This window comes from Pseudomonas sp. Pmew2 (assembly GCF_058129885.1).
The window spans coordinates 4,938,924-4,951,325 of sequence record NZ_CM176702.1 but is presented as its reverse complement, the minus strand read 5'-3'; the positions used below and the strand labels follow the sequence as shown (position 1 = coordinate 4,951,325).

The following is a 12,402-nucleotide window of genomic DNA, read 5'->3' as shown; positions in this document are numbered from 1 at the left end:
CCACGGCCTCGGCCTTGATTCGACACACCTGATGGGAAACGCCCGATGAGCTCTGTCGCTGCGATCAGCAAAGCCTCGCCAATGGATGCGCTGCAACGCTGGCTACCTAAACTGGTGCTGGCCCCCAGCATGTTCATCGTGCTGGTTGGTTTTTACGGGTACATATTGTGGACGTTCGTTCTGTCGTTCACTAACTCGACGTTTCTGCCTACTTACAGTTGGGCCGGTCTGGCGCAATATTCGCGACTGATGGACAACGACCGTTGGTGGGTGGCGAGCAAAAACCTCGCTGTGTTTGGCGGTATGTTCATCGCGATCAGCCTGGTGATCGGTGTACTGCTGGCAATTCTGCTGGATCAGCGTATCCGTCGTGAAGGCGTGATTCGCACTATTTATCTGTACCCGATGGCGCTGTCTATGATCGTCACCGGGACCGCCTGGAAGTGGTTGCTCAACCCCGGCCTGGGCCTGGACAAGATGCTGCGCGACTGGGGGTGGGAAGGCTTTCGTCTGGACTGGCTGATTGATTCCGACCGGGTTATTTATTGCCTGGTCATTGCTGCGGTGTGGCAATCGTCCGGCTTTGTAATGGCTCTGTTTCTGGCAGGGCTGCGCGGTGTGGATCAGTCGATCATCCGTGCTTCGCAAATGGATGGCGCCAGTTTGCCAATGATCTACTGGCGCGTGGTGCTGCCAAGTCTGCGTCCGGTTTTCTTCAGCGCAATCATGATTCTGGCGCACATTGCCATCAAGAGCTTCGATCTGGTAGCCGCTATGACGGCCGGCGGCCCCGGCTATTCTTCGGACCTGCCCGCTATGTTCATGTATTCCTTTACATTCAGTCGTGGCCAGATGGGTATGGGCTCGGCGAGTGCGATTCTGATGCTCGGCGCGATTCTGGCGATTCTGGTGCCGTACCTGTATTCCGAGCTGAGGGCCAAGCGCCATGACTAGTCATGTTGAAAAACCGGGCATCAGCGTCAGCCGTGTTCTGATTTACGCCGTGCTGATACTGGCCTGTCTGATTTATCTGGTGCCGTTGGTAGTGATGTTGCTGACAAGCTTCAAGACTCCCGAAGACATCGGCACCGGTAACCTGCTGAGCTGGCCAAGCGTGATCACTGTCATTGGCTGGATCAAGGCCTGGGATATCGTTGACGGCTACTTCTGGAACTCGATCAAGATTACGGTCCCGGCGGTGGTCATTTCCACGTCGATCGGCGCACTCAACGGTTATGTGCTGTCGATGTGGCGCTTCAAGGGCTCGGAGTTGTTCTTCGGCCTGTTGCTGTTCGGCTGTTTTCTGCCCTTTCAGACCGTACTGCTGCCAGCGTCCTACACTCTCGGCAAGATGGGGCTGGCCAGTACGACCGTCGGGCTGGTGTTCGTCCATGTGGTCTACGGGCTGGCGTTCACCACGCTATTCTTCCGTAATTACTACGTCAGCATTCCTGATGCACTGGTCAAGGCGGCGCGTCTGGACGGTGCCGGGTTTTTCACGATCTTCGGCCGCATCATTCTGCCGATGTCCACGCCCATCGTGATGGTCTGCCTGATCTGGCAATTCACCCAGATATGGAACGATTTCCTGTTCGGCGTTGTGTTCTCCAGCGGCGATTCTCAGCCGATCACTGTGGCTCTGAACAATCTGGTCAACACCAGCACAGGTGCCAAGGAATACAACGTTGACATGGCGGCGGCGATGATTGCCGGCCTGCCGACACTGCTGGTCTACGTACTGGCTGGCAAGTATTTCCTGCGTGGGCTCACTGCCGGCGCGGTCAAGGGGTAATCATGGCGACTCTCGAATTACGCAACGTCAACAAGACCTACGGCAGCAACTTGCCGGACACGCTCAAGAACATCGACCTGTCGATCAAGGATGGCGAGTTTCTGATTCTGGTCGGCCCTTCCGGCTGTGGCAAATCCACCTTGATGAACTGCATTGCCGGTCTGGAAAGCATCAGCGGCGGTGAGATTCTCATCGATGGCCAGGACGTCAGCAGCACCAGCCCCAAGGACCGCGACATCGCGATGGTCTTTCAGTCCTATGCCCTTTACCCGACCATGAGCGTGCGTGAAAACATCGCGTTCGGGCTGAAGATCCGCAAGATGCCGCAAGTCGACATCGACGCGGAAGTGGCTCGTGTAGCCAAGCTGTTGCAGATCGAGCACTTGCTCAATCGCAAGCCGGGCCAGATGTCCGGTGGCCAGCAGCAGCGTGTCGCGATGGGTCGTGCCCTGGCGCGTCGTCCCAAGATCTACCTGTTCGATGAGCCGTTGTCCAACCTCGATGCCAAGTTGCGCGTCGAGATGCGTACCGAAATGAAACTGATGCACCAGCGCCTTAAAACCACCACCGTCTATGTGACCCATGATCAGATCGAGGCCATGACGCTGGGCGACAAGGTCGCGGTCATGAAGGACGGTATCGTTCAGCAATTCGGTACGCCCAAGCAGATTTACACCGATCCGGCCAACCTGTTCGTCGCCAGTTTCATCGGTTCGCCGCCGATGAACTTCATCCCGCTGCGTCTGCAACGCAAGGATGGCCAATTGATTGCGCTGCTCGACAGTGGTCAGGCGCGTTGCGAGCTGCCGGTCGGGGTATCCGATGCCGGGCTGGAAGATCGAGAAGTCATTCTCGGTATCCGGCCGGAACAGATTATGCTTGCTGGCGCTGAGTCGAATGGCATGCCGACCATCCGTGCCGAGGTCCAGGTGACCGAGCCTACCGGGCCGGACACGCTGGTGTTCGTCACGCTCAATCAGAGCAAGGTCTGCTGTCGCCTTGCGCCTGATGTCGCACCGCAGGTGGGCGAAAGTCTGACCCTGCAGTTCGACCCTTCCAGGGTGCTGATTTTCGATGCTCAGAGCGGTGAGCGTCTTGGAGTTCTGGGAGCACCACCTTTGGCTGAACGTGCAAACAATGTTCCAGTTGAGCCGCAAGTGATAAATTGATTCAGCACCGAGCATCGCTGGCCGGCTGTCTACTGCCACAATGACGCGGCCGACCGGCGAAAACGAAGCAGTGAATGAAGCAAAACGTCTACCAAAGCTAATAACAATAAAACGAGGATTGATGGGATGAAGAAGATCAACAAAGGTAAATCGCTTTCCCGGTTCCAGTTGGTAAGCACGCTGTCGGTGTTGGGTGCGATGGGGCTGGCAGGCAGCGTTCATGCTGCCGACGCATTTTCTGTCGATTCACCGTGGATGACCGGCGACTGGAACGGCAAGCGTACCGAACTGCTCGACAAGGGCTATGACTTCTCGCTGGAATACGTTTCCGAGATGGCCAGCAACATCAAGGGCGGTTACAACGACGACAAGACCGGCCGCTACAGCGACCAGTTCGCGCTGGGCATGAAAGTCGATTTGCAGAAGGCTTTCGGCTGGCAGGACGCAGAGTTCAAGCTGGCAATCACCGAACGTAGCGGGCGCAACATCTCCAACGACCGGATCGGCGACCCTCGTGCCGGTACCCTCAGTTCCTCCCAGGAAGTCTGGGGTCGCGGCCAGACCTGGCGTCTGACGCAAATGTGGATCAAGCAGAAGTACTTTGACGGCGCGCTGGACGTCAAGGCTGGTCGTTTCGGACCGGGCGAAGACTTCAACAGCTTCCCTTGCGATTTCCAGAACCTGTCGTTCTGCGGCTCGCAGGTCGGTAACTATGTGAACACCTGGTACAACTGGCCAATCAGCCAGTGGGCCTTGCGCGTGAAGTACAACATCACGCCGGAAGTGTATGCACAGGTCGGCGTCTATGAGCAGAACCCGTCCAACCTCGAAACCGGTAACGGCTTCAAACTCAGCGGCAGCGGCACCAAAGGTATGATCCTGCCGGTTGAACTGGTCTGGACCCCGACCGTCAATTCGTTGCCCGGTGAATACCGTGTCGGCTTCTACAAGAGCACGCCCAACGCCGACGATGTCTATGAAGACGTTAACGGTCAGCCACAGGCAGCTACCGGCGCTGCGTTCAAGTCGCATGACAGCAAGCACGGCTGGTGGGTTGTTGCTCAGCAACAGCTGACGACTCACGATGGCGATGCATCGCGCGGCCTGAGCATTTTTGCCAACGCTACCGTGCACGACAAGGCCACCAATTTCGTCGATAACTACCAGCAGATCGGTTTCACGTACAAAGGTCCGTTCAACTCGCGTCCGAAAGATGACATCGGTATCGGTATCGCCCGTATCCACGTCAACGACGATGTGCAGGATCGTGTGCGTCTGGCCAACCAGATCAGCGGCATCAACGACTACGACAACCCTGGCTACCTGCCGGTCCAGAGCACTGAGTACAACTCGGAAATCTACTACGGCTTCCACGTTACCAACTGGCTGACCGTGCGTCCCAACCTGCAGTACGTCAAGCACCCTGGCGGTGTAGATCAGGTTGATGACGCGATTGTGGCGGGCATCAAGATCCAGTCGAAGTTCTGAGTACTGATTGACGCGTAACGCGATCAAAGGTCGTGTGTGCTTTGCGGGCAGCCTGGCTGCCCGTTTTTTTTGGCTTGATCCTTTTATTTTTCAGGGACGCGATTGGCGATGACCTCTCTCGACGCGCAACTGCCTGAACATCCATTGCAACGCTTCTTCCGATCCCGACGTGCCAGACCCACTTTCGAGTGGGAGCGTCACCAACTGCGCGATGTACTGGTTATCGATCATCCGCAGTGTCAGGCGGTCTTCAGTCGCCAGGGCGCGCAGTTGCTGCATTTTCAGCCGCAAGGCCAGAAACCCTGGCTCTGGTGCGCTGCACAATGGCCGCAGGTGGGGGCGATTCGGGGTGGCGTGCCAGTGTGCTGGCCCTGGTATGGCCGACACCCCGGTGAAAGCGGCTGGCCGGCACACGGCTGGGGACGCTTGCTGGACTGGAAACTGATCGACAGCAGCGAGAGCGAAAAGGGCGTCAGCCTGCACTGGCGCTTGCAGCTGTGGGACTGGCAGGTCGACCTGCATGCCGAGCTGGGGCAGGGCATGGAGTTGCGTCTGAGCACACGCCACGAGGACAGTGAGCCGTGTCATTTCAGCCATGCGCTGCATGCGTACTGGCGGATTGGCGATGTGGCTGAAGTCGCGCTTGAGGGCCTTGATGGGGCGCAGGGTTATGACGAACTCAGCCGACAGGTCTGCCAGCAACAAGGCGAATTACGTGTGGCAGGCGGCTGCCAGCGAGTCTTCGAACATGCCGGTGCCTTGCAACTGCAGGACCCGACCTGGCAGCGCAGGCTGAACATCGACACCGGCGACAGCGCCAATACCGTGGTCTGGCACCCCGGCAACAGACCGCTACTGGGAGTGTGTGGCAGCGAGACCGCAGGCTTTGTGCGCGTGGAAGCCGCTTCGGCTTCCGGCGACGCCTTCAGCCTGCAACCGGGCGAGCAGGTGCAACTCAAATTGCAGGCCAGCCTGGCGGGGTGATTTGCGTGTGACGCGGAGCGTCACGAACTGCATGCCGACGCGGAGCGTCGGCACGATAGTCAAGACCGCAGTCATTGCCGAAAAAGCGCTTTTCTATCGCGATGGCACAGACAACGCAGAGTGCGACGTTAGTGACGGCTGAGTCCTGGCGCTGATCCGGGGGATGCGAGGCAGGACGCCGAGCAAGCCGCATCGGGCCAAGGATGGCCCGTTGCGGCGACCCCCGGATCAGTGACAGGGCGAAGGAACCCGACGAAGTCGGGCCGGAAACAGGAGCGAGGGGATTTGCCTACTTTGGCCCCATCAAAGTAGGTCGCCGAGGGGCGAAAAGGTGAATCGAGTCGAGCCGAAATCTCGCTGAATCGCAGAACTGTGTGACGCAGAGCGTCACGAAGGGCATTACCACGCGGAGCGTGGGAACGAGAATCTGAGTCGAACGCCAATCCATTTGATGTCACAGATAGTGATATCTGAATCGTGCCTTTAACAAACTGCTCTAAGCGCTTTTCAACCACGATGGCACAGACAACGCAGAGTGCGACTTTAGTGACGGCTGAGTCCTGGCGCTGATCCGGGGGATGCGAGGCAGGACGCCGAGCAAGCCGCATCGGGCCAAGGATGGCCCGTTGTGGCGACCCCCGGATCAGTGACAGGGCGAAGGAACCCGACGAAGTCGGGCCGGAAACAGGAGCGAGGGGATTTGGTTACTTTGGCCCCATCGAAGTAACTCGCCGAGGGGCGAAAAGGTGAATCGAGTCGAGCCGAAATCTCACTGAATCGCAGAACTGTGTGACGCTGAGCGTCACGAACTGCATGCCGACGCGGAGCGTCGGCACGATAGTGATATCTGAATCGTGCCTTTAACCAAACTGCTCTAAGCGCTTTTCAACCACGATGGCACTGACGACGCAGAGTGCGACGTTAGTGACGGCTGAGTCCTGGCGCTGATCCGGGGAATGCGAGGCAGGAGGCCGAGCAAGCCGCATCGGGCCAAGGATGGCCCGTTGCGGCGACCCCCGGATCAGTGACAGGGCGAAGGAACCCGACGAAGTCGGGCCGGAAACAGGAGCGAGGGGCTTTGGTTACTTTGGCCCCATCAAAGTAACTCGCCGAGGGGCGAAAAGGTGAATCGAGTCGAGCCGAAATCTCGCTGAATCGCAGAACTGTGTGACGCAGAGCGTCACGAAGGGCATTACCACGCGGAGCGTGGGAACGAGAATCTGAGCCGAACACCAATTCACCTGAAGTCACAGAACCGCTGTGTGACGCTGAGCGTCACGAACTGCATGCCGACGCGGAGCGTCGGCACGATAGTGATATCTGAATCGTGCCTTTAACCAAACTGCTCTAAGCGCTTTTCAACCACGATGGCACTGACGACGCAGAGTGCGACGTTAGTGACGGCTGAGTCCTGGCGCTGATCCGGGGAATGCGAGGCAGGAGGCCGAGCAAGCCGCATCGGGCCAAGGATGGCCCGTTGCGGCGACCCCCGGATCAGTGACAGGGCGAAGGAACCCGACGAAGTCGGGCCGGAAACAGGAGCGAGGGGCTTTGGTTACTTTGGCCCCATCAAAGTAACTCGCCGAGGGGCGAAAAGGTGAATCGAGTCGAGCCGAAATCTCACTGAATCGCAGAACTGTGTGACGCAGAGCGTCACGAAAGGCATTACGACGCGGAGCGTGGGAACGAGAATCTGAGTCGAACGCCAATTCACCTGAAGTCACAGAACCGCTGTGTGACGCAGAGCGTCACGAAAGGCATTACGACGCGGAGCGTGGGAACGAGAATCTGAGTCGAACACCAATTCACCTGAAGTCACAGAACCGCTGTGTGACGCAGAGCGTCACGAAAGGCATTACTACGCAGGGTGAACGATAGTCAACGACACCCAGTCAGCCCTGATCCTCAATCGGATAGCGGCTGTCATTCAGGCTTTCCTTGATCTTGCGCAGGTGCGGCTGGAAGTCAACGCCGCGGCGCAGGGTCATGCCGGTGGCCAGCACATCAAGAACGGTGAGCTGGATGATCCGCGAGGTCATCGGCATGTAGATGTCCGTGTCTTCCGGCAATGGAATGTTCAGGCTCACAGTGCTGGCCTGCGCCAGTGGCGAGCCAGCGGCGGTCAGGCCCAGCACCGAAGCGCCATTTGCACGGGCGATGCGGGCCACTTCCACCAGCTCGCGCGTGCGCCCGGTGTAGGAAATGATCACGAACAATTCGCCGGTATGGGCCACCGACGCAATCATCCGTTGCATCAGCACATCGGCATGCGCCGTGACCGCCAGGTTGAAACGGAAGAATTTGTGCTGCGCATCAAGCGCCACCGGCGCCGAGGCACCCAGCCCGAAAAAGTGGATCTGCCGTGCCTGGATCAGCATGTCCACGGACTTGCTGATCAGCGCCGGGTCCAGTTGCTGGCATGCGCTGTCGAGCGAAGCAATGGCGCTACCGAAAATCTTCTGGGTATAGGCCTCGGGATTGTCGTCGGCTTCCACAGCGCGGCTGACATAGGCTGCGCCGCTTGCCAGGCTCTGGGCCAGTTGCAGTTTGAGCTCCGGATAACCGCTGACGCTGAACGAACGGCAGAAGCGGTTGACCGTCGGTTCGCTGACCTTGGCGGCCTGGGCAAGCGCTGCAATGCTCAGCCGCGTTGCCATCTGCGGGTTGAGCAGGATCACTTCGGCCACCTTGCGCTCGGCCTTGTTCAACTCATCGAGTCGGCCCTGGATTTGCTCCAGGAGGTTTCTTACGCGGTCCATTCAAAGTCCTTGTCGGGGGCTGATTCACCAACGGTTTTGGCCTGAGCTTTTTTTAGCTCTTTAGCCTGTAGCAAAGGTGGCCTATCGTACTGAGGGCCTGTGTTGATCACCACTGGAATATGCTTTTAGGCAGAATGTTGTGGTTATTACTACATATGGCCTTGAGTAACGCCTTTAAAAAAGGTATTTGTAGCCTAACTTGATAAAAGAACCAACATTATGCCCTTGATTACGGTTGAACCGTGCACATTTGCCCTGTTTGGTGCCCTGGGGGACCTGGCGGTACGCAAGCTGTTCCCGGCTCTTTATCAGCTTGATCGCGCTGGACTGCTGCACGAAGACACAAAAATTCTTGCCCTGGCGCGTGAACCCGGCGACGAACAGTCGCATCTGGCGTATATCGAAAAATCCATGCGCCGCTTCATTCCCGAGGCCGAACTCGAGCCCGACAACCTGGGCCGGTTTCTGGCGCGCCTCAGCTACCTGCATGTCGACTTCCTCAAGGCCGAGGATTACGTCGCACTCGCCGAGCGCGTCGGCAATGCCGAAACCTTGATCGCCTATTTCGCCACACCCGCCTCGGTCTACGGTGCCATCTGCGAGAACCTTGCGTCGGTCAACCTCGCTGAGCGCACGCGTGCCGTACTGGAAAAACCCATCGGTCACGACCTGGCCTCTTCGCGCCGGGTCAATGACGCTGTTGCGCAGTTTTTCCCGGAAAACCGCGTTTATCGTATCGACCACTATCTGGGCAAGGACACGGTACAGAACCTCATCGCTCTGCGCTTCGCCAACAGCCTGTTCGAAACCCAGTGGAACCAGAACCATATTTCGCACGTGGAGATCACGGTGGCCGAGAAGGTCGGCATCGAGGGCCGTTGGGGCTACTTCGATCAGGCCGGTCAATTGCGCGACATGATTCAGAACCACTTGCTGCAACTGCTTTGCCTGATCGCCATGGACCCGCCCAGCGATCTGTCGGCAGACAGTATTCGCGACGAGAAGGTCAAGGTGCTCAAGGCGCTGGCACCGTTCACGCCCGAGCGTCTGGCGACCCAGGTGGTGCGTGGCCAGTACACCGCTGGCTACAGCGAAGGCAAGGCGGTGCCGGGTTATCTGGAGGAAGAGAACTCCAACACCCAGAGCGATACTGAAACCTTCGTCGCGCTGCGTGCCGATATCCGCAACTGGCGCTGGTCGGGTACGCCGTTTTATCTGCGTACCGGCAAGCGCATGCCGCAGAAAATGTCGCAGATCGTGATCCATTTCAAAGAGCCGCCGCACTACATCTTCGCGCCTGAACAGCGTTTGCAGATCAGCAACCGCCTGATCATTCGCCTGCAGCCCGACGAAGGTATTTCCTTGCAGGTGATGACCAAGGACCAGGGGCTGGACAAAGGCATGCAGCTGCGCAGCGGGCCCTTGCAACTGAATTTTTCCGACACCTACCGCAGCGCTCGTGTCCCCGACGCTTATGAGCGGTTGTTGCTGGAAGTCATGCGTGGCAATCAGAACCTGTTTGTCCGCAAAGATGAAATCGAGTACGCCTGGCAATGGTGCGATCAGTTGATCGCTGGCTGGAAGAAGGCGGGCGACGCGCCCAAGCCTTATCCGGCCGGAACCTGGGGGCCAATGAGCTCCATTGCCCTGATTACTCGTGACGGGAGATCCTGGTATGGCGATATGTGACCTTGAGCTGCCAGCAGGGCTGGTAGCACGTGATTTCGACACACCGCAGCAACTGGCTGATGCGCTGGCTGCCAACGTCGCCGAGCGCCTGAAGCAGGCAATTGGCGAAAACGGTCTGGCGACCCTGGTGGTGTCCGGTGGTCGCAGTCCTGTGGCCTTTTTCAAGAGCCTGGCCGTGCAGCCGCTGGACTGGTCGAAAGTAGTCATCAGCCTGGCTGACGAGCGTTTCGTGCCGACCGAGCATGCCGACAGCAATGCGGGCCTGCTGCAGCGCCACTTGCTGCAGGGTCCTGTGGCGAAGGCGAAGTTTCTGGGGTTGTACAGCGTGGCGGGCAGTGTCGAGGAGGCAGCGCTGGCTGCCGATCAGGCGCTGGCCGAGCTGCCACCGATTGATGTATTGATTCTGGGCATGGGCGACGACGGGCATACCGCGTCGCTGTTCCCTGGTAGCCCGAACCTGAAAGAAGCCCTTGATCTGCAAGGTGAGCGCCGCTGCCTGCCGATGCTCGCACCGAGCGTGCCGCATCAGCGCCTGACCCTGACCCGCCGCCTGTTGGCGTCGGCACGTTCGCCGATCCTGTCGGTGTCCGGCCAGGCCAAACTCGACACCCTGCGCACCGCGCTGGCGGGCGATGACCTTGCCGAGATGCCGGTGCGTGCGTTTCTCAACCCGTCTCTCGAGATTTACTGGTGCCCATAAGCAAAGGAAACGTCGCCATGACACAGAACGAAAATAATCAGCCGCTCATCAGCATGGCGAACAAGATTGCCCAGATTGACGAACTCTGCGCCAAGGCAAAGATTCTGCCGGTCATCACCATTGCCCGTGATCAGGATGTGCTGCCTCTGGCCGATGCTCTGGCCGCTGGCGGCATGACTGCACTGGAAGTTACGCTGCGCTCGGCGTTCGGTCTGAGCGCCATCCGTATTCTGCGTGAGCAGCGCCCGGAGCTGTGTGTGGGCGCCGGCACCATTCTGGACCGCAAGATGCTGGCGGACGCCGAGGCGGCAGGTTCGCAGTTCATTGTGACCCCTGGCAGCACGCAAGACCTGCTGCAAGCCGCAGTCGACAGCCCGCTGCCCCTTTTGCCGGGCGTCAGCAGTGCTTCGGAAATCATGATCGGTTATGCCATGGGCTATCGCCGCTTCAAGCTGTTTCCGGCCGAGATCAGCGGCGGTGTGGCGGCAATCAAAGCCCTGGGCGGACCTTTCAATGAGGTGCGTTTCTGCCCGACTGGCGGCGTCAACGAGCAGAACCTGAAGAGCTACATGGCCTTGCCCAACGTCATGTGCGTGGGCGGGACCTGGATGATTGATAACGCCTGGGTCAAGAATGGCGACTGGGGCCGCATACAGGAAGCCACTGCGCAGGCAATGGCGTTGTTTGACTGATTTTCAGGATTTCGGAGTCAGCCCCTTTGCGGCTGACTCCGGCAAGGAAGTTGTTGTTGGTTGTATGGCTTTTCGGTGCTCCCTGGTCCGGAGCACCGTTTTTTTCTCCCCCGGACCGCCTCTTTGTTTATCCCTTGTCCTTGAACGACTGACGCGGACGTGTGCGCAATGGGTCCAATAGCGCGCCAAGGCCGTTGTGATCGATTTCCTGCATCAATGCCAGCAAACCTCCCAGTTCACCTTTCGGAAAGCCTTCTCGCGCGAACCAGTTCAGATAATGACCTGGCAAATCGGCGATCAGCCGTCCTTTATATTTGCCAAACGGCATTTCCTGCGTCACCAATAACCTGAGTTTCTCCGGGTTCACCTGCAAGCCTCCCATCAATACATGTCGAACAGCACGATACGTGCATTCTGCATGCAGGCCAAACGACAGATCATGCAGAAGTCACGAACAGCCAATTGTGAAAATTTCATAACTCATTGATTTTAAACAATTATCTCCATATAAAAAACTGGCACGGTGTCTGCAATTACCTATACATCGAACACTTTCGTATCAACCTGCCATTAGGTAATTATCAAATGACTGATATCAACAAAGAAACGATCTCTATCCTGAATGACCTGATCGAAACCAGCAAAGACGGTGAAGAAGGTTTCCGTACCAGCGCAGAACACGCAAAAAGCGCTCAGGTAAAATCGTTCCTTGCCAATCGTTCCACTGAAGTGGCTGCAGCCGTTCGTGAACTGCAAGCTGAAGTGACCGCACTGGGTGGCAAGCCTGAAGATTCTTCCAGCGTGTCTGGCGCACTGCATCGCGCATGGGTCAACCTGAAGTCGATGGTGACTTCGGATGACGACAAGGCTGTACTGGAAGAAGTCGAAAAAGGCGAAGACGTTGCCAAGAAGGCTTATCGCGAAGCGCTGGAAAAAGCCCGTGCCAAGAACGTTTCCCCTAACGTTATTGCGCTGATTGAAAAGCAGCAGGCTGGCGTTCTGGCCAACCACGACAAAGTAAAAGCACTGCGTGACGCAGCACGTGCAGCCCACGCCGCATCGTAATTCGATGTTGCAGCGGTAGCCGAAAACGCCAGCCAGTCTGGCGTTTTTTTATGCCCGCCGGTAG

At 57.9% G+C, this 12,402-nt stretch carries 11 protein-coding genes; 9 read left to right on the top strand and 2 right to left on the bottom strand.

Going from position 1 to position 12,402, the window contains the following annotated elements; genetic code table 11:
• Positions 1-45 precede the first annotated feature (45 nt).
• The 5 genes from AC4ANK_RS22940 to AC4ANK_RS22920 all read left to right on the top strand — a co-directional run bounded on the left by AC4ANK_RS22940 (position 46) and on the right by AC4ANK_RS22920 (position 5,433).
• Positions 46-954 carry a carbohydrate ABC transporter permease gene (locus AC4ANK_RS22940; RefSeq protein WP_002552320.1) on the top strand — a complete coding sequence of 303 codons (909 nt, stop codon included), beginning with the start codon at positions 46-48 and terminating at the stop codon, positions 952-954.
• On the top strand, positions 947-1,792 hold the full coding sequence (locus tag AC4ANK_RS22935) for a carbohydrate ABC transporter permease (RefSeq protein WP_002552321.1): 846 nt from the start codon (positions 947-949) through the stop codon (positions 1,790-1,792). The genes AC4ANK_RS22940 and AC4ANK_RS22935 overlap by 8 nt, the downstream gene beginning before the upstream one ends.
• 2 nt (positions 1,793-1,794) lie before the next feature.
• A complete protein-coding gene (locus AC4ANK_RS22930; RefSeq protein WP_031598683.1) occupies positions 1,795-2,961 on the top strand; it encodes an ABC transporter ATP-binding protein in 1,167 nt (388 codons plus the stop codon).
• A 126-nt stretch (positions 2,962-3,087) separates the two neighbouring features.
• Positions 3,088-4,449 carry a carbohydrate porin gene (locus AC4ANK_RS22925; RefSeq protein ID WP_002552322.1) on the top strand — a complete coding sequence of 454 codons (1,362 nt, stop codon included), beginning with the start codon at positions 3,088-3,090 and terminating at the stop codon, positions 4,447-4,449.
• Between the two features lie 108 nt (positions 4,450-4,557).
• Complete coding sequence (locus AC4ANK_RS22920) at positions 4,558-5,433, top strand: D-hexose-6-phosphate mutarotase (protein WP_002552323.1); 876 nt, start codon at positions 4,558-4,560, stop codon at positions 5,431-5,433.
• A gap of 1,892 nt (positions 5,434-7,325) precedes the next feature.
• Here the strand turns inward: AC4ANK_RS22920 and AC4ANK_RS22915 are convergent.
• Positions 7,326-8,192 (bottom strand): MurR/RpiR family transcriptional regulator, encoded by an 867-nt coding sequence (locus AC4ANK_RS22915; protein ID WP_002552324.1) that lies wholly within the window; start codon positions 8,190-8,192, stop codon positions 7,326-7,328.
• A gap of 219 nt (positions 8,193-8,411) precedes the next feature.
• Between AC4ANK_RS22915 and zwf the strand changes: the two genes are divergently transcribed.
• The 3 genes from zwf to AC4ANK_RS22900 are packed head-to-tail and all read left to right on the top strand — an operon-like array spanning position 8,412 to position 11,273.
• Positions 8,412-9,881: a glucose-6-phosphate dehydrogenase gene (gene zwf / locus AC4ANK_RS22910; RefSeq protein ID WP_005732729.1), complete on the top strand. Its 1,470-nt coding sequence runs from the start codon at positions 8,412-8,414 to the stop codon at positions 9,879-9,881.
• Entirely contained in the window at positions 9,868-10,581 is a 714-nt protein-coding gene (gene pgl / locus AC4ANK_RS22905) for a 6-phosphogluconolactonase (RefSeq protein WP_002552326.1), read from the top strand. The genes zwf and pgl overlap by 14 nt, the downstream gene beginning before the upstream one ends.
• Positions 10,582-10,598: 17 nt before the next feature.
• A complete protein-coding gene (locus AC4ANK_RS22900) occupies positions 10,599-11,273 on the top strand; it encodes a bifunctional 4-hydroxy-2-oxoglutarate aldolase/2-dehydro-3-deoxy-phosphogluconate aldolase (protein WP_002552327.1) in 675 nt (224 codons plus the stop codon).
• A gap of 127 nt (positions 11,274-11,400) precedes the next feature.
• Here the strand turns inward: AC4ANK_RS22900 and AC4ANK_RS22895 are convergent, their stop codons facing one another.
• Positions 11,401-11,655, bottom strand: a complete 255-nt coding sequence (locus AC4ANK_RS22895; RefSeq protein WP_004656040.1) for a DUF3820 family protein — start codon at positions 11,653-11,655, stop codon at positions 11,401-11,403.
• A 203-nt stretch (positions 11,656-11,858) separates the two neighbouring features.
• Here AC4ANK_RS22895 and AC4ANK_RS22890 point away from each other — a divergent pair, with 203 nt between their 5' ends.
• Positions 11,859-12,338, top strand: a complete 480-nt coding sequence (locus tag AC4ANK_RS22890) for a PA2169 family four-helix-bundle protein (protein ID WP_002552329.1) — start codon at positions 11,859-11,861, stop codon at positions 12,336-12,338.
• Positions 12,339-12,402 lie beyond the last annotated feature (64 nt).

Bases quoted from the DNA above. Each gene is read 5' to 3' on its own strand.
- zwf (WP_005732729.1), top strand. From the start codon at position 8,412: ATGCCCTTGATTACGGTTGAACCGTGCACATTTGCCCTGTTTGGTGCC.
- AC4ANK_RS22895 (WP_004656040.1), bottom strand. From the start codon at position 11,655: ATGGGAGGCTTGCAGGTGAACCCGGAGAAACTCAGGTTATTGGTGACG.
- pgl (WP_002552326.1), top strand. From the start codon at position 9,868: ATGGCGATATGTGACCTTGAGCTGCCAGCAGGGCTGGTAGCACGTGAT.
- AC4ANK_RS22890 (WP_002552329.1), top strand. From the start codon at position 11,859: ATGACTGATATCAACAAAGAAACGATCTCTATCCTGAATGACCTGATC.
- AC4ANK_RS22915 (WP_002552324.1), bottom strand. From the start codon at position 8,192: ATGGACCGCGTAAGAAACCTCCTGGAGCAAATCCAGGGCCGACTCGAT.
- AC4ANK_RS22935 (WP_002552321.1), top strand. From the start codon at position 947: ATGACTAGTCATGTTGAAAAACCGGGCATCAGCGTCAGCCGTGTTCTG.
- AC4ANK_RS22925 (WP_002552322.1), top strand. From the start codon at position 3,088: ATGAAGAAGATCAACAAAGGTAAATCGCTTTCCCGGTTCCAGTTGGTA.
- AC4ANK_RS22930 (WP_031598683.1), top strand. From the start codon at position 1,795: ATGGCGACTCTCGAATTACGCAACGTCAACAAGACCTACGGCAGCAAC.
- AC4ANK_RS22920 (WP_002552323.1), top strand. From the start codon at position 4,558: ATGACCTCTCTCGACGCGCAACTGCCTGAACATCCATTGCAACGCTTC.
- AC4ANK_RS22900 (WP_002552327.1), top strand. From the start codon at position 10,599: ATGACACAGAACGAAAATAATCAGCCGCTCATCAGCATGGCGAACAAG.
- AC4ANK_RS22940 (WP_002552320.1), top strand. From the start codon at position 46: ATGAGCTCTGTCGCTGCGATCAGCAAAGCCTCGCCAATGGATGCGCTG.